The sequence below is a fragment of the Brumimicrobium sp. genome, from assembly GCA_023957385.1.
Taxonomy (GTDB): Bacteria; Bacteroidota; Bacteroidia; order Flavobacteriales_D; family Crocinitomicaceae; genus Brumimicrobium.
In genome coordinates this window covers 2369429-2395307 of record JAMLGZ010000001.1, presented here as the reverse complement: position 1 = coordinate 2395307, position 25879 = coordinate 2369429, and the positions used below count along the sequence as shown (strand labels likewise).

Sequence of the window (25879 nt, the reverse complement as noted above, 5' to 3'; positions counted from 1 at the left end):
GCACCATCTGTCACTAAATTTGAACTACCACTTGTGTTGGTCGTGTAAATCTCAGCCGGGCTACTTGCATTTGTATATTGGGAAGCTAATACTGTATTCTCATACTTTACAAAGCTCCATGGATTTGTAATTGACCAGTTTCCTGTGTTCTTTTCAATCTCCACTACTGAGTTGGAACAAATCTTTGTGTTCTTGTAGTTGATTTGTACGATAGGAGAGTTGGGGATAGAACCTCCGGAAGCCACAGAATTTACAGAAATAGCCGGGCTAATATTAGGTACATTTGTTAGAGTTAAATTTCCTGTGGATGAAATATTTACAATTGCATAATTAACTCCATCAGACCCATCACCTCCTTTTCCACCATTACCACCTTTTGATCCTGCACCTCCTAAACCACCTCTGTTCGATTGACCGTCACCAGAAGTAGGACCTCTATCAGAAACAGCACCACCATTTCCGCCAACACCTCCATTACCACCAATTCCTTTTAATCCTTTTGCACCAGAATTTAATTCAGTGTCATAAATATTTGAGCCGCTCCCATTGCTTTTGATAAATATAGCAAAAGAGGCACCACCACCTTTACCACCGGCACCAGCTCCACCGCCACCGCCGCCGCCACTACCACCTGATCCACCGCTACCTCCAGAGTAACAACCTCCTTCATCATTTGCGCCTCCACCACCGCCAGCTCCACCACCGCCACCTTGACCAGCGGTTCCATTAGTTCCATCACCTGGTGTATAATAATCGTTTACAGAATAGGAAGCTACGTTTGTTGTACCATTTGTTCCATTCGCTCCATTTGTTGTACAACTAGCGCCATCGTAACCGTAAGGAGTATCATTATTTCCATTATCAGCTGGTCCGATAGCACCACCGCCACCTGAACAAGTACCAGTCCTACCTGCTCCTGCAGAACCTGTATTACCATTATCATTAGTACCATGCCCCCCTGATCCCCCATTTGATCCGTTTGATGCACTTCCTCCCATTACAGTTGCATTCGCACCTCCAGATCCTCCAGTGCCTCCGGCCCCTCCATTCCCACCTGAATCATAACCACAAGAGGAACCTCCAGCAGTTCCTACACTTCCTTTGCTGCCATTTCCTCCATTACTTCCATCAAACCCACTTGCGTTATTCCTTCCTTGTCCATCTCCCGCATTTCCGCTTGTAATCTTACATCTTGAAATCTCGTAATTGGAACTGTTGTTAATCCAAACTCCATAGTTGGATGCTCCTCGGTGATTAGCATCTTGTCCGGTAATATTAGTTGTGGTAATATCTAGATCAATTAATTTCCAATTGTTTACACCATCTGCTTTCAGTCCCATGCGGTGGCGTACACCTGCAGGACTTTCCTCTCCGCTAAAGGTGAGTGAGGTTGTAGAAGCTGTATTTGAATTTTTTACCCAGGTACTTCCTGTTTTTACATAACGTCCCTCAATTATCATATCTTCAGTGATATCTGCAATTTTGGATTCTGTATAACTTCCATTTTCCATACGTATGTATTTGCCGCCTTTTGCTAGGGCGCCATCCGTTCCTGTTAAAGTTTTACAGGGGTTGCCAGGCCCACCACAACCTGGATTATCAGTACCGCTGGGAGACACATACGTAAAATCACAATTGCTTTCTGCTACGTTAATTTGGCAATCTGCCGAAGATACATTTCCACAGTTATCCTGATACTCAACTGTAACGGTATAACTCCCTGGAGTTGATGGAGCTGTCCAAGAAACATTGGTTAAGTTTGCTCCTGATGAGGCTGGAGAGAAAGTTCCTCCAGTTGCTGTCCAACTATAATTATCAATGTTAGTTACCGCACCTACTGCAGGTGGTTGTAAGGTTCCTAATGGATATGTTCCACCCGGTAAAACTGTTCCTCCACAAATAGCACTGATGATAGAAGGTGGAATTGCCATCGGATTAATGGTAACTACCACGCAATTAGAAATCGTTGTATTTGTTGTGAAAGATGCAGTATTATTACTGGTTACCAAAACTCTATAAACTCGCGTGCCCGTGAATGATCCCGGAGGAATTGTCAATGTTGCATTATCGGAAGATGGAACGGGTTGCCAGTTGGTAGCTCCTATGCAACTTGTATTGTTACTGTATTCCCATTGATAGTGTAAACCCATATTTCTGCCACAAGCATCGGTGCCAGCTTCTACTGTAAGTGTAACACTACTTCCGTTACAGACAACTGTGTTTGCAACAGGTTGCGTTACGATAGTCGGTGCTTGATTATATCCCCAGTAGTAACTCCATTTAACCTGATAGGTTCCAGTTGTTCCATCACTTGTACAATTTCTCGAATCAGTAAAGTAATTCCAAATATAGGGAGGATAATCACAAATATTAGGAATAGTTCTAAGAACGGCATATCCATTACATTTTGCGTCATCTGGAAACCAACCATCATCTTCATAACCATCAAAAGAAAAAACGATATTATTTGTAGCACTACCATAAATGGTGGGAGTCATAGAATAATTGTTTGTTCCAGCTTGCCATCCACAAGAAGTTATGTCACTTAAAGCCTTTGTCCAATCATATTGAGAACCATTTGTATTGAAACGAGGTTTCCAAACCGGGTCAGGTCCACCAAATTGGTCTCCACAACCTGGTTCTGAATAATACAACTGATCTACATCTATTTCGTAGAATACGTTTTGGGAAAAACTATACGTTAATCCTGCAATAAGTACTGCAAGTGTTAAAATCTTCTTCATAATCTAATTTTTTAGTAGTACTTATTGGAATTGGTTTTTATCAAAGTAAACTTCGTGTTTCTGGTTTTCTTTGCGGTACTTTTCAATTTCACTCTTTGAGATAGGGTTATCGTTCAAGTATAGTTTTTGTAACTTAGGAAATTTCGAAAAATCATTCGTTTGCAAATGTGTAATCTTGTTATGAGATAAATCAATCGTAGTTAAATGCGAGAAATTCTTTAATTCTGCAGGTACAGCAGTTAAATCTTTGTTTTGAATAGAAATTCCTACTATTTTGTTTTTGATAGGCAAAAGTTCATTCAAATTCTTGAATTCCTTTACAGTTGAATCATCTAGATAAGCCAACTGAACTCCTTTTTCATTTGCAGGTGCTTGTTTCTGATAACTCATATCTCTTTGAGTGCCAGATTGTTGAGAAAATCCAACTGTAAGATACATACAGAATCCTACAAATAATAAAATTGCATGAAGTTTCATAAGTACTATGATAAACGTTTTTTTTTGCTAGTAACAATTGTTACTAGTACAAATGTAATACAAAATAATAAATTGGAATATTTTTTTTAACTATTTATTTGCTGTGAGTTGAAATAGATAAAACAACCCCTTTGTCACTTACTTAAACTAATAATTAGGTGAGTACCATAGCTATCGGTGTGAAAATTGAGAATTTTTAGATTCCGTTCGCTATACTCTGATTATCGAATTGCGGTTGAAGAACAGATTCCATTCGCTTTGTGTATGCTACAAACGATAATTATGGATGAAAAACAGATTCCGATCGCTGCGCTCCGGAATGACACTTAAGCCTATAATAATAAAGGAGAGGGGGCGGCTTCGCCGCCCCCTCTCCCTCTAACTACGTTGATGGTTGTCATTCCGGAGCGCAGCGAACGGAATCTAACCTCCTATTCCGTAACGGTGATTGTTAGCCTCCAGCGAACGGAATTTACAGCCTATTTATGGCAATAGCTATCTATTAGAAAAATTAAATTCCGTTCGCTATCAGTATCCCACTTTTTGAAGCCAATTCATCTAGTTTTCTGCCAGCTTGTCAGTTTAGATTCATCAAAAGTCAGAGAATTCTGACAAAAAAAACTAAAATTCTGCCTTTTTTCGGCTGGCATAGGAATTGACAAATGACTATCAAATTTTGAATTAAAACAGAAAATTAAAGTGATATGGGAAAAATAATTGGAATTGACTTAGGAACTACCAACTCTTGCGTATCAGTAATGGAAGGTAATGAGCCGGTAGTAATTACAAATGCTGAAGGAAAGCGTACTACGCCTTCTATTGTAGCTTTTGTAGAAGGAGGAGAGCGAAAAGTGGGAGATCCTGCAAAACGTCAGGCAATCACCAATCCGCACAAAACGATTTACTCTATTAAGAGATTTATGGGTACATCTTTCGACGAAATGCATGATGATGAAGAGAGAATGGCTTACGAAATTGTAAAAGGGGACAATAATACACCTCGTGTAAAAATTGACGACAGAACATATACGCCACAAGAGATTTCTGCCATGATTCTTCAAAAAATGAAGAAAACGGCTGAGGATTATCTTGGACAAGATGTTTCTGAGGCAGTTATTACTGTACCTGCATATTTTAACGATGCACAACGTCAAGCTACAAAAGAAGCTGGAGAAATCGCAGGATTAACAGTGAAACGTATTATTAACGAACCAACCGCTGCTGCATTAGCTTACGGTTTGGATAAAAAGAATGTGGACCAAAAGGTTGTTGTTTTCGACTTTGGTGGTGGTACTTTCGACGTGTCTATCCTAGAATTAGGAGATGGTGTTTTTGAAGTGTTATCAACAGATGGAGACACTCACCTTGGAGGAGATGATGTGGATAATAAAATCATCAACTGGTTAGCAGATGAATTTAAGAATGATGAAGGTTTGGATTTAAGAAAAGATCCTATGGCATTGCAACGTTTGAAAGAAGCTGCAGAAAAAGCAAAGATTGAGCTTTCCTCTTCTTCACAAACAGAAATCAACTTACCTTACATCATGCCGGTAGATGGCGTTCCAAAACACTTGGTACGTACTTTACAGCGTTCTAAGTTCGAGCAGTTGATTAGTGATATCGTAGAAAGAACTATTGCCCCTTGTAAAAAGGCAATGAAAAATGCAGGATTATCAACTTCAGATATTGATGAAGTAATCCTAGTAGGAGGTTCTACACGTATTCCAATCATCCAAGATGCGGTACAAAATTACTTTGGAAAAGCTCCTTCAAAAGGTGTAAACCCAGATGAAGTAGTTGCAATTGGAGCTGCTATCCAAGGAGGTGTGTTAACAGGAGAAGTAAAAGATGTACTTTTATTAGACGTAACTCCACTTTCTTTAGGTATTGAAACAATGGGAGGTGTAATGACCAAGTTAATTGATGCAAACACAACGATTCCAACTAAGAAATCACAAGTGTTCTCAACAGCTTCTGACAACCAACCTTCTGTGGATATCCACGTAATACAAGGTGAGCGCTCAATGGCTGCTGATAACAAGACCTTAGGAAGATTCCAGTTGACAGATATTCCACCTGCACCGAGAGGAGTTCCTCAAATTGAAGTAACTTTTGACATCGATGCTAATGGTATCATGAATATCTCTGCAAAAGATAAAGGAACTGGTAAAGAACAATCTATCAAAATTGAAGCTTCTTCAGGATTAAGCGATGCTGAAATCGAAAGAATGAAAAATGAGGCAAAAGCAAACGAAGATGCAGATAAGAAAAAAAGAGATGAGGTTGAAGCCATTAATAAAGCAGATTCTTTAATCTTCCAAACAGAACGTCAGCTAAAAGAATACGGAGATAAAATCCCAGCTGATAAAAAGCAACCTATCGAGGATGCTTTAGCTGAGCTAAAATCAGCATTTGAGGCTAAAAATATTGATGGTATCAATGCTGCTTCTGAGAAATTAAATAATGTATTCCAAGCTGCTTCTCAAGAGATGTATCAAAATGGAGGAGGCGCTGCTGGACCAGACGCAGGTGCTGGAGCAGGTGCAGATCAGGCTCAAGGAAACAACTCAGATGAAGTAACGGATGTTGACTTTGAAGAAGTGACAGATAATAAATAAACTTCATAAAAGAATGAGAAAGCCCTGACAATTTGTTAGGGCTTTTTTTATATTTAATTCAATCATAATCCATTGACTTTTCGTTTTTTATCATTTTTTTTTTGCATTTACAAGCACAAAAAAAGGCAAATGAATCTTAAACCTATTCTACTCATAATCATGGTATCTGTATTGCCAAAATTAATAGTGGCTCAAACATTTGACGCTAATAAATCTTTACGATTAAAGGATAGATATGATGTTATCCTAAATAGCACAGATAAGAAAAGAGTCAAAAAACTAGAAAAGTTATTAGACAGTATTCAAACAGCTTCTCCTCAATATATTCAAGTATGTAATAAATGTGAAGGTACACTTTATTACATGGTGAGTTCGAGCTGCAAGCGCTGTAGAGGAGCTGGAACTGTAAAACATAATGTTTGTTCAGGTTCAGCTAAAATAACTTGCCCACAGTGTAATAGGATGCATGTATACGATGATCCAGTTTGTTTAGGCACTGGGAAAAAAGCTTGTTCAAATTGCAAAAGTAAAGGATACTTTGTGAAAGATTGTAAGGAATGTCTAGCAACTGGGAAAGTTAATTGTTATAAGTGTAGTAATTCTATAATAATAACTTGTTCTCATTGCAGAGGAAGTGGACATGAACCTCGAAATGAGAATCTTGTTTCACCACAAATAGAACGCGCCTCATGTCGCTATTGTGCAGGAACAGGAAGAGAAAAGAAATGCAAAGTATGCAATAGTACTGGGAAAGCTACTTGTCGTTCATGTAATGGATACAAGAAAGTTAAAGATCCTTGCCGTTCCTGTGATGGAGCAGGATATACAGGGCCTTGTCCAACACTGCATTGTAAATCTGGAAAACTCGACTGTCACCTCTGTGATAGAGAAGGTAAAACAACTTGTCCTGGTTGTAAGAATGGATATGCAAAATGTACTGGCTTTGACGGAATTTGTGGAGATGGGACAGTTACCTATAAAATGGAATGTGGTTTCTGCAATGGCTTTGGTAAAGAAATAAAAACAGAACCTTAATTAAAATTTTACTAATCAAATAAAATCAATATCTATGAAAATAAAAATGATTCTTTTTTTCTCTGTATTTTTTCTACTAGGAAATCTATCAGTAGCACAGAATAATACAATTACTTGGCAAGTGGTTTATTTGGACAATCAAAAAGCTACACCTGCTCATGGTTATGCAATTAGCACAAAAGACCCTAACATCCATTATGCGATTAGCAAGACTGTATTTTATAAAAGTACAGATGATGGTAAAACGTGGGTAGTCATGAATGAAAAAGCGGGAAAATATATGGGTTGGATGAATAAATTACCAATCATAATAGACCCAGATGATTCTGATATTATTTATTTAGGGCACCTTATGGGAGTTTCAATAAGTAAAGATGGAGGTAAAACATGGGACAAAAAGAAAGTAGCACCAGGGATATGTAATTTATATATGAATCCAAACAATAAGAAGGAACTCGTTGCCGGAAGCGCACAAGCAGGAGGATCGGGAGGTGTGTATATCAGTAAAGATGGTGGTGAAACATGGGAGCAGAAATTAAAAAATAGAACTGTTCAAGCAGTCGATGTGGATCCAACTGACTTTAGAATGATGTATGCAGGAACCAATACAGGAAATATGGAAAAATCAAATGATGGGGGATTAACATGGAGAAGTAAAAAACCAAGTAAAGATGAGAATCTTTCTCAAATGCCTAATGTACTCGGTATAACTATAAACCCAGCACAACCTAATGTGATTCTATTAGCAGCAAATTTAAGAGGGGTGTTTATGAGTACCGATGGCGGTGAAACTTGGAATCCATCTTCAACAGGATCAAATATAGATAGAGACATTAAGTACAATCCTACGAATCCATCAGAAATTTGGGGAATCAGCAATCCGAATTTTGGGCTTGCAGGGGGTGCAGGTTCTAAAGTTTTCTTTAGTAAAGATGCTGGTAAAAAGTTTATTGATGTAGGAGCCGATAAAACCATTACCGATTTCAATAAGCGTCAATATGACGGAAAAAACGCAAAATTTAATGCTATTTACTTCTCCCCTGATGGGAAGAGAGTTTATCTCTGCACCTCTACTGGTGTTATATTCACTGACTCAAGAGTTGTAGAATAGATTTTTTAACCGCAAAGTATACAAAGCTTTGCGACCTCTGCGAAAACACTTTGCGGTTTGCGGTTAATTCTGGCTTATAACAACCCTGAAAATTTACTTTTCATTTCTCTCTTTACACTTACAATGTTATCTTTGTAACAAAATTTTTATCATGATATTATTAGACGGAAAGGCTACAGCTAAAAAAGTAAAAGAAGAAATTGCAAAAGCAGTAGTAGAGAGAGTCTCTCAAGGAAAGAAAATCCCTCATTTAGCTGCTGTAATTGTAGGAAAAGATGGTGGATCTCTTACTTATGTCGCTAATAAAATCAAAGCTTGTGAAGAATGTGGTTTTAAAAGTACATTGATTCAATTTGAGGAAGATGTTACTGAAAAAACATTGCTAGATAAAGTGATAGAACTTAATAATAATCCTGAAATAGATGGATATATTGTTCAATTACCATTACCGAAACATATTGATGAAGATAAAATCTTAATGGCTGTTGACCCTGCTAAAGATGTAGATGGGTTTCATCCTGAGAATGTAGGGAAAATGACTCTAGGTTTACCTAGTTTTGTGTCTGCTACACCTGCAGGGATTTTAGAACTTCTAAAGCATTATGAAATTGAAACATCGGGTAAAAATTGCGTAGTAGTTGGACGTTCCAACATTGTAGGCTCACCCATGAGTATTTTATTATCTAAAAATACATATCCTGGAAATTGTACAGTTACTTTAGCTCATAGTAAAACAAAAAATCTAAAAGAGGTTTGTCTAAATGCTGATATTATTATCGCAGCAATAGGTCGCCCGAATTTTATCACAGCAGAAATGGTTAAAGAAGGTGCAGTTGTTATTGATGTAGGAACAACCAGAGTGGAAGATGCAACACGTGAAAGAGGATGGAGATTGGTTGGTGATGTGGAGTTTGAACACGTTGCTCCTAAAACCTCATATATTACTCCTGTTCCGGGCGGTGTAGGTCCTATGACCATTGCTTCTTTAATGATCAATACGTTGAAATCCTTAGAATTAAGAGGGAAGTAAGCCAATCATTTCAAATATACCCTCATTAATCTGACTATGAAAAGCCGATTAATTCTATATTTTATCTTTTTACCATTTTTCATATTTACACAGGTTGTAAACATTGAAAATAGAAGATTAGGTGATGGCTCTTATGGGTTCAGTGGGGCCTTAGATTTATCATTTTCAGCACAAAAACAAAAAGACGTATTGATGTCGTTGAATTTCAAACCAATGATTCAATATAAGTTTAATTGGCGAGAAAAAAAGAATAGTTCCGAAACTTCCAACAGTAAAGACTCTTTGCAAAAGGATGCTTCACAAGTGAAAAATGAGAAGGAATACAAACACCTTCTTTTATTGATTAACGATTTAACTTATACCGCAGCAAAAGGAGTTAAATATTCAGATTTTGGAATGTCACATTTGCGTTATTCGTACCGCATTGCTCATTCTGTCTGGGAATGGGAGTCTTACTCCCAAATTCAGTACAATAAATTGTTATTGCAGAAAGTACGTTATATTTTAGGTACTGGATTACGTGTAGGTATTTTTGATATAAAACCAAAAGAAGGACAATATATAAATCGTCAAATACGAATGTTCGCAGGAAGTTCAGTATTCTACGAATACGAAGAGATCAATTATAGTGACAGACCTATGGGATTTGAAAATGCGTTCAGATGGAGTAGCTATATATCAACTTACCTCAATTTCAAGCAATTTGAGTTAACTTCTACCACTTATTTTCAACCGAATCTTATGCGTTTTAAAGATGTAAGGTATTCTGGTGAATATTCGGTATTATTTAGAGTGTCAAATCCTTTTAGCATACGCATTAGCTATTCTCATTTCTTCGACTCCATGCCGCCAGAAACGGTTACTCGTGACACTTGGTCAGTGCGTGTTGGTTTTGTCTATAAACTCGATAACTTCAAGATTGACGAAGAAAGATATAAGGAAATGATTCGAAAACTACAAGAAGAAGAGAAAATGCATGAGCAGCAAAAGGCAGATGAATTTGAGATAATTCGGGAATAGGGATGTTTAATGAATTAGAATCTTTTTTACCATCATCGCATTATTCGATGTAACTTGCACAAAATATATACCTGCTTGCTTTCCACGTAAATCGATCTCTATCATTTCGTTATTTTGTATTGACTCTTCTTTCACAATTCTTCCTTGAGAATCAGATATTAAAATTGTATGTATATGATCAATTGGATTTTTAATTTGGAAAATTCCTGATGAGGGATTTGGAAAGATTTCAACGTCTAACTTATCATCTTCAACTATATTCAATACTTCATCCGTGCAGAGAATAGTACCTTCATTATCAAGTGTATTTTTAAGCTCCATCGCATTTTCAATCAAAGACTCAACATTCTCTAAATGATTTCCATCTTGTGTGAAAATAATCGCATAGGATTGACGTAAGGTATCACCTTTATGAAACATTCCAAAATCCATAGAAAGTAAACCGTTGACGTTTCCAGGTGTATTGCCTTGACTTAACTGACTCCATTCGGCTGGATTGTTTGGATTTCCAGAATATACATACTTTGTTTCGTAACCATTTGGATGTATCCAAGAATCACCATTACTTTGATATCCCTTCATCAAATTCCATTTTTCTTCTACTGTTTCATTCCCAGAAAAAGGAACACATGAACTTGATTTTTGATGTAAACCAACTATTCCAATAGCTGGTGGATTTTCTCCATATCCACTAGAAGAAGAACTTTCTTCATCTATATTGTCAGAATTATAGAAGTATATGATATTGGATAAAGAATCACAACCAAGAAAATCATCCGTTTCATTTCCTAATGCTCCATTGATAGCAACACTATGCATAAATTCGGGATAATCTATGTTACTCCTATTAATAGCTTCTACATCTACCAATAATGTGTTATTCAAATAATCGGAAGTATGATACTGATAAAACATAATCCGTAGTTCGATACCAATCGGATTTGTATTGGTTAGGGTATGCGGCATTGCTTCATCATTCTGAATAAGATAAGCTGCGTAGCATCCCTTTATTAGTGGAACATCTCCTTGTGTTGGGCCATAAATTCCATCTTCTTGATTATCAAGAAAAGGTGCTAAATTAAAAGCTTGTCCCATTGAAATATCGCCATGTGCTGGCCAGTTATTTATTTGATCTATTTCTTCATTTGAGATGGGATAATTATCAACGCAATCTGGATCTTGACTACAGTTGTAATTTGATAGGTATTTATCAATAGTTGCTTGATTGATAATATAAATTGGCTTCTCCCAACTGTTTAAATAAGCTTGAGTGTTGTAAACACTTAAATTAGAAATAGGACCATTAAAAACATCTTTTTCTAATGGAGTTCCTCCCTGAGAAAAATAAATTTCTCCATTCATATCCTTAGCCGCAAACCAAAATTGCATGTCTTTTAATGCATGCACTCCCAATCCTTTAGGCACTTCATACCCTTTTACTTGATTTTCAAAATCATAGAAGAATGTTCCTTCGCCAGATATAAAAGCAGAAACGTTATTGTAATCAATTTGAGTAGATTTAACCTGACCAAATAACTGATAGCATATCAATATGAATAATATAGTAATTCTCATCATTTTTTGTTTGTGGTTAATATAACAAACGATGAGATAGTTTAAAGAGTTGGAAGAAATTATACATCATATTCGCCGCAAAAACAAATTAATCTCCGCATAATTTGCGGTTAATAATGTCTTATTCACCGCAAATTGAGCTTTCTTTCATTAAAAGATTTCAGTGCTTTATCCCTTATCCAAAAATATATTGTAACCCCTTCTCAATTTCATCCTCTTTCAATTCCTTATTAATTTCAGCGTTGCCAATCTCTTTTAATAAGGTAAAATTGATCAAATCTCCTTTATTTTTTTTGTCCTGCTTCATGAGTTGAAGAAGTACGGGGAAATCATCCTTGGAAATGGGTAGTGGTGCATACCAAGAAGAGATGAGATCTTTCACCATTTCAAACTCTGATTCAGAAAGATGATTGTGTTTTACCGACAGATAAGATTCGACTAGCATTCCCCATGCAACGCATTCTCCATGTGTTGTAGGATTATCTTTGTTCAACAAATGACTTTCTAATGCATGTCCAATGGTGTGACCGAAATTCAACTTCTTACGTTCATTTTTTTCATTAAAATCTTGTTCTACAATGTCTGATTTAATGAGTATAGCTTTGTGTAAGAGTTGTTTGTCAGGAAGATTCTCTTTAAACTTCAACATTTCTTTCCATAAAGGAGCAGAAGCAATCAAGCCATGTTTTAGTATTTCTGCTTTTCCTGACAAAACTTCATTTTCAGGGAGAGTTTTCAGAAAAATAGGGTCACAAAAGACAGCTTGAGGCAATGCAAAAACTCCAAGTTGATTCTTAAATCCTCGGAAATTCACCCCAGTTTTTCCACCAACTGAAGCGTCCACCATAGCAAGTAAAGATGTAGGGATATTGATAAAGCGAATACCTCTTTTATAAACGGAAGCAATAAACCCACCTAAATCGGTAATCACTCCACCTCCTAAATTAATAATCAAATCGCTGCGTTGAATATCATAATCTAACAGTGTATCCCATACCTGTTCACAAATTTCTATATCTTTATTTTCCTCTCCGCTAGGTAAAACAATCACTTCGGCTGTATTGAGTTCTTCAAAGCTTGTTAAAATATACGGCCAAGACAATTCGTGAGTGTTTTCATCAGTGATGACAACTTTTTGGGCGTTTTTGTAACTTTTTAAGATATTTGCAAATTCAGATTGGGTAATATCTCCAATAGAAATAGCGTTGAACGTATTGTGAATTTGCAGAGTCATAGGGTTAAATTCTTCTCACAAATCTATCATTAATTTTTAGAATATCGCTAAGAATGATATACTATCTTATGGAGTAGAACTACTCACTGGTAGCACTTTTCCATTATAAAACAGATGGCCATTATATGCAAAATCTACTATGTAATTAGCCATTTGTTCGGGTGTTAGAGGTGCTTTATAGCCTGGAAATGCTTCTTCCAACATTTCAGTTTGTACAGCTCCCAAACAAAGGCAATTCATCTTGATTGACGTTTCTTTGTATTCTTCTGCAAAAAGCTCTGTAAATGTAACAATCCCAGATTTGGAACTAGAATAGGCAGCTAAGCCTGGAAATTTTACACTCCCTTGAAAAGCTCCCATTGTTGAGATATTTACGATATGTCCCCCATTTGCTAGCATCTTAGGAACCATATACTGCGTAGCGTGCATAATTCCAATAGAATTCACTTGATAACACGAGTTGATTTCAGTGCGGGTTAATTCAATGAATGGCTTATTAACTATAGTTCCTGCGTTATTGATAACAATATCTATTCTTGGATAAGCATGTAGCACGTTATCCAATTGCGCGTGTAAATCTTCTGAACTCAAATCGATATAACCTGCATGAATATTTGGAGCAGTAAATGTTTGTTGCATGATTTCCACGTTGCGAGCTAAGGCAATGACTGTATTTTCTGTTTCTTTTGCAAACTGTAATACCATTTCTTTTCCAATTCCGCGACTGGCTCCTATGACAACAATAATTTTATTCATCGTAGCTAACTATTATTTTTGGACTGCTAGGATGTGCCTGGCAAGTTAATATATAACCTTCAGCCACTTCTTTATCAGTTAGGGTAAAATTCTTATCCATGCTAGCAGAACCTTCAAGAACTTTGGCTTTGCAGGTACTACACACACCTCCTCGGCAAGAGTAAGGAGCATCCATGCCATAACTTTCCGCCTCACTTAGAATGGAACTACCGTCTGAGGCTAATTCAAATGTCTCCTTTTCTTCGTCTAAAATGATTGTTACTTGAGCAATTCCTTGAAAATCAGAAGGAGTTGTTGCAGTTGTTGATTTTAGATTTACAGGAGTGGTAAATAATTCATAATGTAACTTATCTTCAGAGACACCAAATGTTTTAAGAGCATTTTGTGTATTGAGAATCACTTGTTCAGGACCACAAATATAGAAGCCATCCGCTTTTAATAAAGCTAAGTTGTTTCTGAAGAAAGAAGTAATGTTTTCTTCTGTAAGCATTCCGAATAATATCCCGTCCTTTTCTTGTTCAGAAAAAATATGAGTAACACTAACTTTTGAAGTGTCTAATTGATTTATTTCTTCTGCAAACATGATAGAAGTCTCATCTCTATTTCCATATAAAATATGGAGTTTACCACTCAAAGAATTATGGATAGATTTTGCAATAGATAAAATGGGGGTAATACCACTTCCACCGGCAATTGCTATATAATTTCCTTCGGAGTTTGTTAAAGTAAATCTCCCGGTAGGGAAAACAACTTCGATTTCATCTCCAGCTTTGGCTTGTGTGTTAAAATACGTTGAAACTATTCCATTTGGAATTTGCTTGATTCCTATGGCTAAATCTTCATTTATTCCGCTACAGATAGAGTAGGAGCGGTGTTCTTCCTTGCCATTTATCTTTAAAATAAGCGTAAGATATTGCCCTGGAATGAATTGGAAAGAATCATTTAATGTTGTCGGAATATCAAAAATAACTTTTACAGCATCTGATGTAAGTCGTTGAATTTCTTTTATTTTCAACAGAGCTGTAGATGTTTCCTTTTTCTTAGGTACAGCTTTGTCCTTTCCAAATAGTTTATTGAATAACCCCATGATGTTACCACTCGTCGTAAGAAACTGTAACTTTTTCAGTAAGTGGGTGAGATTGGCAAGTTAATATATAACCTGCTTCTACTTCATCCTCTTCCAAGGCGTAGTTCTTATCCATGAATACTTTTCCTTCCAATACTTTTGCTTTACAAGTACTACAAACACCTCCTTTACAAGAATATGGGGCATCGCCACCTGCGTCGTTGACAGCATCTAAGATAGATTTTCCATCAGTGGAAAGTTCTACGGTCATCATTTCACCATCAATAATCGCTGAAACTTGTGCCGTTACTCTCTCACCAATATGTTGTGCTGCGGTAGGATGTTGTGCTGCTTCTTTAGCTTCTTGATCAGGATTTGTAAATAGTTCAAAATGAATTTGATGGTGATTCATACCTTTTTCTTCAAAAACTTCTTTCACCGCCATAATCATAGGTTGTGGACCGCATACAAATACCTCATCTACCTGATCTCCTTCGAGGATTGCATTGTATAATTCTGTGACTTTCTCTTTGTTTAAAAGTCCTTCTTGTAATTCATTCCCAATTTTTTCATCACTGAAGATATGCATTACACTCAATCGATCCATATACATATTCTTCAACGCATCAATTTCTTCTCTAAAGATAATATGACTAAATCCTCTATTCCCATAAATTAAAGAGACAGTGCTATTTTTAGCCGTATGTAAAATAGTTTTGGTTAAAGCCATAATTGGAGTAATACCGCTACCACCAGCAAAAAACACAAAATTTTTAGTTGTATTTGCATTGATTTCAGTAGTGAAGTTTCCCATAGGGTTCATTACTTCAATTTCATCTCCCACGGCTAGTTGGTCATTTACAAAAGAAGAGAACTTTCCATTTGGAATTTTCTTTACAGCCACACGTAATTCATTTTCATATTCAGCAGAACAAATAGAATAAGAACGTCTTACATCCACATCGTTTAAAATTCTTTTAAAAGTAAGATGTTGCCCTGGTTTGTAGTGAAAATCTGCTTTTAATTCACTAGGGATTTCTATTGAAAATGATACAGCATCATTTGTCTCTCTTCGTATATCCTTAATTTTTAAAGTATGGAATCTTGGGTTCATGTTCTTTGTAAATTTTGACCGCAAAAATAATAAAATCTGCCTGAATTTAGTCTATAATTCGATAATAAAACAATTATAAGGATAAAGAGGACAAATTTGTGCTTGAATGGTTAGAAGAAAATAGTTTATGACACCCGTTGTGCATTTAGAAGAAAATATAAATTAATAGTATTAGACCCCGACACTCCTTCGTCCGTCGGGGTGACAATACATAGAGAGGGTAAGGCGGTCGGCTTTGCCGACCGATAGTAGCCCCCAACAATTGTCACCCCGAGAACCTTGGTTGCTCGGGGTCTATTTTTTTTTAATAATTTCTATTTTCTTACATCATCGCAGATTAAAAACAATCCAGATATAATAGAGATTATTGATTTTATTAGTTTTTGTAAATGCACAACGGGTTATGACACACTTGGCTATTCTGATATTCCAGTTAAGTCTTTTAAAGGGTTTACTCCTACTTGAATGAATTGTCTCATAAGTCATAGATAATCAGAATGTTAAAATTAAATCGCAAACATTTTTTAAATTTTTTATAAAAAAAAAGATAAAATTGTCTATTTTTGTTACGACAGAATTTAAAAAAACTTAAAACCCTTTACTAATAATGGAGAAAACAAGCATGGATCCGAAAGATCTAGAAGCTCTAGAGAAGAGTTTCCAAGAAAAGATCGATCAAGAAATCAAAATTGAGCCAAGGGATTTTATGCCGGAAGCGTATAGAAAAACGCTTATCCGTCAGATATCTCAGCACGCTCACTCTGAAACTGTAGGGCAGCTACCTGAAGCAAATTGGGTAACTAGAGCTCCTAGTTTGTTGCGTAAAGTTACATTATTGGCAAAAATACAAGATGAGGCTGGACATGGACTTTATCTTTATAGTGCCATGGAAACTTTAGGAGCAAGCCGCGAAGATGAAATTGATAAATTACACGCAGGTACAGCTAAATATTCCAGTATCTTTAACTACCCGGCTTTATCTTGGGCAGATATGGGAGCAATTGGATGGTTAGTTGATGGAGCTGCAATTGTCAATCAAGTTCCTTTATGTCGTACTTCTTATGGACCTTATTCCAGAGCGATGATTCGGATTTGTAAGGAAGAGTCTTTTCACCAAAGACAAGGTTATGAAATTATTTTAGGTTTAGCTAAAGGTTCTCCTGAGCAGAAGGAGATGGCTCAAGATGCGTTAAATAGATGGTTTTGGCCTTCTATTATGATGTTTGGCCCATCAGATAAAGACTCTAAACATTCAGAACAATCTATGAAGTGGAAGATTAAGCGCCACTCCAATGACGAGTTAAGACAGCAATTTATTAATAATGTGGTTCCACAAATTGAATATGCTGGTTTAACTGTTCCGGATAAGGATATGAAATACAACGAGCAAACAGGTAATTATGAATATGGACCTATTAATTGGGAAGAATTTAAAGAAGTTATTTCCGGTAATGGACCTTGTAATGCAGAAAGAATAGCAGCTCGTACCAAAGCAAAAGAAGATGGAGCGTGGGTGAGAGATGCTGCGCTAGCTTATGCTAAGAAGAAATCAGCTCGCAAAGTGATGGTATCATAATGAACAAAAAATAAAATTGATTTATAAAATTTAAAACATACTAAAATGAGTAATAATGAATGGCCTCTATGGGAGGTATTTATCCAAAGTAAACAAGGTTTAAACCATAAGCATGCAGGAAGTTTACGTGCTCCTGATGCTGAAATGGCTGTTAATAACGCACGTGATGTATATACTAGAAGAAATGAAGGTATTAGCATCTGGGTGGTAGAATCTAAAAATGTTTTTGCAACAGATCCAGCTGAGTCAGGACCTCTATTTGATCCGGCAGAAACAAAAATCTACCGTCACCCTACTTTCTATGAAGTTCCAGAAGGAGTTAAAAACATGTAAACTTGCGCGATGACAAAACAAGAAGCTTTAATTGAATATTTACTAAGAAAGGCTGATGATAGTCTTGTCTTAGGACACCGTCTTTCAGAATGGTGCGGACATGGACCGATTTTGGAAGAAGATATTGCACTATCAAATTTAGCCTTAGACTTAATTGGACAAGCAACTGAGCTGTATAAATATGCAGCCCAGGTTGAGAATAGAGGTAGAACGGAAGATGATTTTGCATATCTACGAAGAGAGATCGAATATAAAAATGTATTACTTGTCGAACAAACTAATGGCGATTTTGGAAAAACTATTGTTCGCCAGTTTTTCTTTGATCAATTCGAATTATTGTTATATGAAGAATTGACTAAAAGTTCTGATGCCCAAGTTGCTGCTATTGCTGCTAAAACACTCATGGAGATAAAATACCATGCTAAACATTCTGCAGAGTGGATGATACGTTTAGGAGATGGAACTGAAGAGTCTCATCAACGTGTTCAGACTTCTTTAGATGAATTAGCTCGCTTTGTGGATGAATTATTCTATATGGATGAGGTAGATGAATTATTGATAAAAGAGGGAATCGTTCCAGATGTTTCTAAACTTCGTACAGCGTATGATGCAAATGTGAAAGGTATCTTAGACGAAGCTACTTTGACTTGGAACAAAGGTTCATGGAAGTTTGGTATTGGAAGAAAAGGTACACATACTGAACATTTAGGGTATTTGCTCACTGAATTACAGTATATGCAAAGAACTTATCCAGGATTAAAGTGGTAGAAAAATAAGAATGGTTAAAGAATTAACAGAAGATTATATCTGGGAAATACTTGAGGAAGTTATAGATCCTGAAATTCCTGTACTCTCTTTGGTGGATTTAGGGGTTATTCGTAAAGTCGAAAAAAAAGGAGATGGTACATGGAAAGTCACCATGACTCCAACTTATACTGGTTGCCCTGCGATGAATATCATGGAGCTAAACACTCGTATGAAGCTCAAAGAGAAAGGAGTTCAAGCAGAGGTGATAACCGTGTTGGCGCCTGCTTGGACAACAGATTGGATGACTCAAGAAGGTCGTAGGAAATTAGAAGAATATGGCATAGCTCCTCCTCAAGAAGGTGGAGATCAATATGCACTTTTTGGAAAAGGACCGGAAGTACCTTGTCCTAAATGTAAATCTGTTGATACTGAGCTTGTTTCTCAATTTGGAGCTACTGCTTGTAAGTCCATGTATAAATGTAATAGCTGTCATGAGCCTTTTGAATACTTTAAATGTCACAGATAATTCAAAAAAATACTTAACTTTGTATAAAATTTGAATTATGAAAATAGCAAAGACATTAGTAGTATTATCAGTATTTTGTTTAGCAGGTACATTTACAAGTTGTTCTGGTAACAAAGAAGCTGAAGTAAAAGAAGAAGTGGTAGCAGAAACTTGGGCTTGTCCAATGGATTGCGAAGATGGTAAAACATATACCGAGGTAGGTCAATGCCCTGTATGTGGTATGGACTTAGAAAAAGTAGAGAAATAATCTTTTACAAAATGACTTTAAATCGGAGTAAATTTTTTACTCCGATTTTTTTGTGCCTATTCGGTTTGTTGGAATAAGAAAAATCTCTTCTTTCTTTTATTTAATAACAAAAATTAATAGTTTTACCCCTTGGAAATAATTTTTCCTATTTTAAAATATTGTAAACAATGAGAGTAGTTCAATTTAGAGAGGCACTAAATGAAGCGATGACTGAAGAAATGCGTCGCGATAAGAATGTTTTCTTAATGGGTGAGGAGGTTGCTAATTACAATGGAGCATATAAAGTTTCCAAAGGAATGTTGGATGAGTTTGGACCTGAAAGAGTTATTGATACTCCCATTGCGGAATTAGGATTTTCAGCGATTGGTGTTGGAGCCGCAATGAATGGATTGAGACCTATTGTTGAATTTATGACGTGGAATTTTGCCTTATTAGCATCAGATCAGATTATTAATAGTGCTGCTAAAATGCTACAAATGTCAGGTGGTCAATATCACGTTCCTATTGTATTTAGAGGAGGAAATGGTCAAGCTGGACAATTGGCAGCAACTCACTCTCAAGCTTTTGAATCTTTTTATGCACATGTGCCAGGATTAAAAGTGGTGACACCTTCCACACCGGCTGATGCTAAAGGTTTGCTTAAATCGGCTATACGTGATGATGATCCAGTATTGGTAATGGAATCTGAAAAAATGTATGGTGATAAAGGAGAGATTCCTGAAGGGGAATATTTGATTCCTATTGGAGTAGCAGATGTTAAAAGACCAGGAAGAGATGTGACTATTGTTTCTTTTGGAAAAATCATCAAAGAAGCGCATAAAGCTGCGGAAGTTTTGAAAAATGAAGGGATTGATTGTGAAATTATAGACCTTCGTTCTCTTCGTCCAATAGATTATCCAGCAGTAGTTGAATCTGTGAAGAAAACTAATAGATGTGTTGTCGTTGAAGAAGCATGGCCATTAGCGTCTATATCTTCTGAAATTGCGTACCATTTACAACGTTATGCATTTGATTATTTAGATGCCCCGGTAATGAGAGTTACACAATCTGATACTTCATTCCCATTTTCTCCCTCTTTAATGGCAGAAGCATTACCGAATGTGGATAGAATTGTGAAAGCTGTAAAAGCAACGCTATATAGAAATTAAACGCAAATAATTTTGAGAATATTAAATGGCGGAGATTGAATATTTTCGCCATTTTTGTTAAATAAAATTTGTGATTTTAAATTTATTCTGTTACTTTGTAGGAATAAATTTTAAACTACTACAATATGAGAAAATATTGTGTGATACTATTACTTCTTCTTCCTACTATATTAATTGCTCAAAAACAAGATATAACCGTTGAGGAACGTGTCTATGGGTATAGTTTTGTGGCAGATATTGATTCGGCTTTGGTTACGAGTATTGCCGATCAGGTGGCACAACTCGATGGTATAACTAAAACCAAAGGATTTTACAAAAAAGAAAAAGGAGAAGGTTTTATCATGATTTATGTTAATTATGAAGAAATTATAGGTAGAGAAGATTTAAAAGACCCTTTCAATGTTGCTGATTTAAAGAATTTGTTAATCAGAAACAATTTAGAACCTAAAGACCTTAGACGTATTAAATAAAATGAACAACCTTCTTATGAAACGATTAGTGTATAAATTATTTATAGCTTTATTATCCGTATTTGTTTTTTCAGTTAACTCATTTGCGCAGCCATCTAATGATAATTGTTCGTATGCCCAAACATTGAATGTTAATTCGTATAACAACTGTGTCAATACTTCAGGAAATACTACTGGAGCCTCTCAAAATATACCCGGATGTGTAGGAAATGCTGACGATGACGTGTGGTATCAGTTTACTGCCACATCTACATCACAACAAATTAAAGTGGTGGGAAGTGCTGGATTCGATGCTGTACTACAGGTTTTTTCAGGTTCTTGCTCTACTCTAGCAAGCATGGGGTGTGTGGATAATACCATGAGTGGAGGTACTGAAATTTATAACGGAACAAATTTCGTGGTAGGTCAAGTTTATAGAGTCCGTGTGTATCATTACTTAGCTGGTTCAGGTTCAGGAACATTTACAATATGTGTTACCCAAGCTCCTACAGCACCAGCAAATGATATTTGCGGAAATGCAATAAATTTAAATGTAAACACGAGCTGTAGCTATTCCACCTTTAATAATGATTGGGCTACACAATCCTATCCGGGATGTGCTGGAACTGCTGACGACGATGTGTGGTTTAAATTTACAGCTACAAACTCTGTTCAGACTATCACGGTAGACCCTTCTGGTGTTGGAACAGGTTTAATGGATCCTGTAGTTGAGTTGTTTAGTGGTAGTTGTACGACATTAAATACGATTATTTGTTCTGATAATGGATGGTTTGGTGATCAAGAGGTTATTAATGCCGTTGGTTTGATACCTGGTCAAGTATATTATATCCGTGTCTATGATTATTATACAAATTGGACAGATGCATTTCGTATTTGTATTACGGGAGCAGCCTCGCCTGCACCTACCAACGATGAACCGTGTAATGCAATTAGTTTACCGACGGTAACTTCTGCATGTAATTATTCAAGATTTACAAATGTTGGGGCAACGCAAACACCTGTAGGAAATGCACCTACACCTACTCATACACCTACAGACCCAGGATGTGAGACAGGTTCTACAACAGGATATACAACTAATGCTGGTGACGTTTGGTTTAAAGTTGTTGTGCCTCCTTCTGGAACTATTCATGTTACTATGGAACCGAATATTGGGACAGGAGCTGCTACCGATGGAGTAATGGCGTTATATACAGGAACTTGTTCTAGTTTGACCCAAATTGCATATTCTAATGACCATTCTTGTTACCCAACATCTCTGGCTTCTCCCAATTCTAAATTAATGCCTTTTATTACAAAATCAGGATTAACTCCGGGTTCAACAGTTTATATTCGTTTTTGGAATTGGGGTTCGTCTAGTAAAGGACAATTTGGACTATGTGTTACCGATGCCACGAATGATAATTGTTCGGATGCACTTTATATCTGCGATATTAATGGATATAAAGGAACAACAGGTGCATATTATACGGCTGATAGACCTGGAAATATGAGAGGAAACTGCGAAACTAATAATCCACCAACTTATACATATACACCTGGAGTTGACCAAGGAGGTATTTTTGGACTTTGGACTAATCCATTGTACAAATCTCCAAATCTTGATGTTCAAATTGATAATAACTCTTGGATACGATTTACAGCAGCTGCAACTACTGCTGTCTTAAATGTGAATATTGGCGATTGTTATAGAGGAAAGGGAATTCAAATGCAAGTTTTTGCTGCAAATAATTGCGCAAGTTTTACTCCGGTTTCTGAATTTAAAGAAAGTGCGAGCCAATTTACACTTACAGCCAATGGATTGACCGTCGGAAATGATTATATTTTAATGATTGATGGCTTTGCGGGGGATATTTGTAATTATACAATTAGTGCTAATTCAGGAGTTCAGTTTCCATCTATAAATCCAGTTTCTCCTATTTGTCAAGGGGGAAGCGTTGTGCTAACAGCACCTCCAGGAGCAACTAGTTACGAATGGCAACATAGTGGGGAAACTACTCAAAGTGTTACTGTTACACCGTCATCTACGACAACTTATACTTGTGTGGTAACTGGTTTGTGTGATCATAAACAGAGTTTAACGGTTCAAGTTGTTGTGAAACAAAAACCATCTATTACGCTATCTACTGGAAATAATACTGCGATTTGTACTGGTCAATCTGTTACCATTACTGCTAGTGGCGCTACTAGTTATACTTGGAGCGGTGGTTTGGGATCTAATCCTTCTGTTACAGTTACTCCTGCTAGCAATCAGACATATACAGTAACGGGTAGTCAAAATGGATGTACAAATACTGCATCAGTGAATGTAACCGTAAATGCCAAACCTACTGTAAATATTGGAACAAAAGCAGATGTTACATGTAATGGCGCAAATAATGGTACAGCAACAGCCACAGCCTCTGGAAATGGACCTTTTTCATACACTTGGAGTCCTTCAGGTGGGAATGGAGCTATAGCTAGTGGTTTAGCCCCAGGCACTTATACAGTTTCGGTAACGGACGGAAATGGCTGTATAAATACTTCGAGTGTGGTTATTTCTCAACCTACTGTATTAGCTGTTACAACAAGTGCTACTCAGTCATCTTGTACATCAAATACGGGTACTGTTACAGCAAACCCTTCGGGAGGAAATGGGGGATATACATACTCTTGGAATCCTAGTGGACAAACTACACAAACGGCTACTAATTTAGGAGCAAATACTTATACGGTTACCGTTACAGATAGTAAGGGTTGTACCAAAACTGCTACAGCAAATGTGAGTAACTTAGCTAGTCCTTCCATTACTTTGAATAACCTTCAAAATGTGAATTGTGCAGGAAATAGTACAGGAAGCATTGCGGTTAATGCTTCGGGTGGATCAGGATCATATACATACCAATGGACACCTAATGTTGGCTCGGGCGCAAGTGTTACTAGTTTAGCCGCAGGCTCTTATACGGTAAAGGTGACTGATGGTGCTGGTTGTTCAAGTTTGGAAACATATACTGTTACAGAATTAAACCCAACTCCAACGGTAGCTCCTACAGCTGATGCAATAACTTTATGTGCAGGTAGTAACATTCAGTTACACGCAAATGCAATAGATGGAGGAACAAATCCGATTTATACATGGAATGGGCCAAATGGATTTAATAGCACTTCTGCTAATCCAAATGTTTCTAATGCAGGTACAGCAGCAAGTGGTATATATACAGTAACTGTAACAGGAGCAGGTTCTTGTCCTTCTGCACAAGGTAGTGTGAATGTTACGGTAAACGCCTTACCATCCGTTAGTCTATCTTCTAAAACAGATGTGTTATGTAATGGATATAATAATGGAGCAGCATCTGTATCAGCATCTGGATCAGGTCCTTTTAGTTATTCATGGAGTCCTTCTGGAGGAAATGCAGCAACTGCATCTAATTTAGGCCCTAATTCTTATACGGTTACAGTAACTGATGCTAATATGTGTCAAAATACGCAAAGTGTTGTTATTACTGAGCCGGCAGCTATTGTTTTAACACCAAGTTCTACTAATTCAGATTGTTCCGCTAATAATGGTACAGCATCAGTGGGGGTTACAGGTGGAAATGGAGGATACTCATACCAATGGGATGATTCAAACGGTCAAAGTGGTTCAACTGCTATTAGTCTAGGTGCAGGAACTTATCATGTTTCTGTAACGGATATTAAAGGATGTTCAGAATCAGCAACAGTGGTAGTTAGTAACCCAGCAGCGCCAAGTGCAACTATTAATGGTGTTACAGATGTTACCTGTGAAAATGGTACTGACGGTAGTGCAAATGTGAGTGCATCGGGTGGTTCTGGAAATTATACGTATGCTTGGACCCCATCAGGAGGAACAAATGCAACTGCCACAAATTTAACTGCAGGCTCTTACACAGTGGTTGTAACAGATGATGCTGGTTGTTCTATTAGTCAATCAGTAACTATCACCTTTATAAATGCAGCACCGGAAGTAATAGGCTCTGCTTTACAAAATGGTGTGTGCGAATGGGATGTGATTCAATTGAATGCATCAACTACCAATGGAGGAACTACTACCACTTATTCTTGGTCTGGTCCTAACGGATATACTAGTACTTCGCAAAACCCTACTATAACATCAGCTACACAAAATAATGAAGGTGTATATACGGTTGTGGCAACAACAGATCAAGGTTGTATTTCTGCTGCTGATACAGTTGGTATTGTTATTAATCCTACCCCATTTATCATTTCGCCGCAAGATGCAGCTTTGTGTGAAGGGGAAGATATTACCATAGTGTTAGGTATGAATAATGTGGGTAATAATCCTAGTTATCAATGGACAGGACCAAATGGCTTTACGAGCACTGAACAAAACCCTTCTGTGATAAATGCTCAATCGATTAATGATGGTATGTATAATGTTACAGTTACTACAGAAGATGGATGTATAGGAAATGGTTCATTGGCAATTTTTGTTAATCCGCTTCCGATAGTAGATTCTACATATAGTCAAGAAAGTTATTGTAGTGGTACACCAGTGTTGTTATCAATTAGCAACCCTAACGCATTAAATTATACATGGTATTATGATAATGAAGTGGTAGGTCAGGGGACTACTTATCAGATTGATAAAGGAACTACAAATCATACAGGAACATATTATGTATATGCTGAAAATGGTTTTGGATGTTCAGCGTTAGCGGCTACTATTGATTTAACAATTAAGGTGTGTGATATAATTATCGTAGAGTCCTTCTCACCAAATGGAGATGGTGTCAATGAATTCTTTCATATTGAGAATCTAGAAGCATATCCAAATACGGAAGTATGGATTTATACACGTTGGGGATTACAAGTGTACCATGATGAAGATTATCAAAATGATTGGGACGGCACTTCGCAAAGCAATTTAAATGTAGGTAAAGAAGCTTTGCCGGAAGGAACCTATTATTATTTAGTAAAACTAGGTGGAGAGAAAGAAACTCCCAAGGCAGGAGAGCTATTTAAAGGATTTGTTTATATAAAAAGATAAATAATTATTCTCACATATTATCTACAGAAAAATTGATTATTATC

Annotated in this window: 19 protein-coding genes; 13 read left to right on the top strand and 6 right to left on the bottom strand. The window is 36.7% G+C overall.

Annotated elements, in window-relative coordinates; genetic code table 11:
- Nucleotides 1-2765 precede the first annotated feature (2765 nt).
- Entirely contained in the window at nt 2766-3221 is a 456-nt protein-coding gene (locus M9897_10480; protein ID MCO5269306.1) for a leucine-rich repeat domain-containing protein, read from the bottom strand.
- A 704-nt stretch (nt 3222-3925) separates the two neighbouring features.
- Between M9897_10480 and dnaK the strand changes: the two genes are divergently transcribed.
- The 5 genes from dnaK (at nt 3926) to M9897_10455 (ending at nt 10035) form a co-directional block, all read left to right on the top strand.
- Nucleotides 3926-5839 (top strand): molecular chaperone DnaK, encoded by a 1914-nt coding sequence (dnaK, locus tag M9897_10475; protein MCO5269305.1) that lies wholly within the window; start codon nt 3926-3928, stop codon nt 5837-5839.
- A 129-nt stretch (nt 5840-5968) separates the two neighbouring features.
- A complete protein-coding gene (locus tag M9897_10470) occupies nt 5969-6874 on the top strand; it encodes a hypothetical protein (protein MCO5269304.1) in 906 nt (301 codons plus the stop codon).
- A 34-nt stretch (nt 6875-6908) separates the two neighbouring features.
- A complete protein-coding gene (locus M9897_10465) occupies nt 6909-7985 on the top strand; it encodes a hypothetical protein (GenBank protein MCO5269303.1) in 1077 nt (358 codons plus the stop codon).
- 151 nt (nt 7986-8136) lie between these two features.
- Nucleotides 8137-9015, top strand: a complete 879-nt coding sequence (locus tag M9897_10460; protein ID MCO5269302.1) for a bifunctional 5,10-methylene-tetrahydrofolate dehydrogenase/5,10-methylene-tetrahydrofolate cyclohydrolase — start codon at nt 8137-8139, stop codon at nt 9013-9015.
- Nucleotides 9016-9051: 36 nt separating this feature from the next.
- Complete coding sequence (locus tag M9897_10455; protein ID MCO5269301.1) at nt 9052-10035, top strand: DUF481 domain-containing protein; 984 nt, start codon at nt 9052-9054, stop codon at nt 10033-10035.
- A 6-nt stretch (nt 10036-10041) separates the two neighbouring features.
- On the opposite strand, the gene M9897_10450 is transcribed toward M9897_10455, so the two are convergent.
- The 5 genes from M9897_10450 to paaK form a co-directional block, all read right to left on the bottom strand.
- A complete protein-coding gene (locus tag M9897_10450) occupies nt 10042-11610 on the bottom strand; it encodes a T9SS type A sorting domain-containing protein (GenBank protein ID MCO5269300.1) in 1569 nt (522 codons plus the stop codon).
- Nucleotides 11611-11785: 175 nt separating this feature from the next.
- Complete coding sequence (gene aroB, locus M9897_10445; protein MCO5269299.1) at nt 11786-12844, bottom strand: 3-dehydroquinate synthase; 1059 nt, start codon at nt 12842-12844, stop codon at nt 11786-11788.
- 66 nt (nt 12845-12910) lie between these two features.
- Nucleotides 12911-13600 (bottom strand): SDR family oxidoreductase, encoded by a 690-nt coding sequence (locus M9897_10440; protein ID MCO5269298.1) that lies wholly within the window; start codon nt 13598-13600, stop codon nt 12911-12913.
- The gene (locus tag M9897_10435; GenBank protein MCO5269297.1) at nt 13593-14687 is read right to left on the bottom strand and encodes a 2Fe-2S iron-sulfur cluster-binding protein; all 1095 of its coding nucleotides are present in this window, start codon (nt 14685-14687) and stop codon (nt 13593-13595) included. Before M9897_10435 ends, M9897_10440 begins: the two co-directional genes overlap by 8 nt.
- A 4-nt stretch (nt 14688-14691) precedes the next feature.
- Nucleotides 14692-15780: a phenylacetate-CoA oxygenase/reductase subunit PaaK gene (gene paaK / locus M9897_10430; protein ID MCO5269296.1), complete on the bottom strand. Its 1089-nt coding sequence runs from the start codon at nt 15778-15780 to the stop codon at nt 14692-14694.
- A 622-nt stretch (nt 15781-16402) separates the two neighbouring features.
- Between paaK and paaA the strand changes: the two genes are divergently transcribed.
- The 8 genes from paaA (at nt 16403) to M9897_10390 (ending at nt 25835) form a co-directional block, all read left to right on the top strand.
- Nucleotides 16403-17356: a 1,2-phenylacetyl-CoA epoxidase subunit A gene (paaA, locus tag M9897_10425; GenBank protein ID MCO5269295.1), complete on the top strand. Its 954-nt coding sequence runs from the start codon at nt 16403-16405 to the stop codon at nt 17354-17356.
- A gap of 45 nt (nt 17357-17401) precedes the next feature.
- Entirely contained in the window at nt 17402-17689 is a 288-nt protein-coding gene (gene paaB / locus M9897_10420; protein MCO5269294.1) for a 1,2-phenylacetyl-CoA epoxidase subunit B, read from the top strand.
- Between the two features lie 9 nt (nt 17690-17698).
- On the top strand, nt 17699-18457 hold the full coding sequence (paaC, locus tag M9897_10415; protein ID MCO5269293.1) for a phenylacetate-CoA oxygenase subunit PaaC: 759 nt from the start codon (nt 17699-17701) through the stop codon (nt 18455-18457).
- A gap of 10 nt (nt 18458-18467) precedes the next feature.
- Complete coding sequence (gene paaJ, locus M9897_10410) at nt 18468-18962, top strand: phenylacetate-CoA oxygenase subunit PaaJ (protein ID MCO5269292.1); 495 nt, start codon at nt 18468-18470, stop codon at nt 18960-18962.
- A gap of 37 nt (nt 18963-18999) precedes the next feature.
- Entirely contained in the window at nt 19000-19209 is a 210-nt protein-coding gene (locus M9897_10405) for a hypothetical protein (protein MCO5269291.1), read from the top strand.
- 167 nt (nt 19210-19376) lie between these two features.
- Nucleotides 19377-20357, top strand: a complete 981-nt coding sequence (locus tag M9897_10400) for a pyruvate dehydrogenase complex E1 component subunit beta (protein ID MCO5269290.1) — start codon at nt 19377-19379, stop codon at nt 20355-20357.
- 125 nt (nt 20358-20482) lie between these two features.
- Nucleotides 20483-20827 carry a hypothetical protein gene (locus tag M9897_10395; GenBank protein ID MCO5269289.1) on the top strand — a complete coding sequence of 115 codons (345 nt, stop codon included), beginning with the start codon at nt 20483-20485 and terminating at the stop codon, nt 20825-20827.
- A gap of 16 nt (nt 20828-20843) precedes the next feature.
- The gene (locus tag M9897_10390) at nt 20844-25835 is read left to right on the top strand and encodes a gliding motility-associated C-terminal domain-containing protein (GenBank protein ID MCO5269288.1); all 4992 of its coding nucleotides are present in this window, start codon (nt 20844-20846) and stop codon (nt 25833-25835) included.
- The last annotated feature ends 44 nt before the right edge of the window (nt 25836-25879 follow it).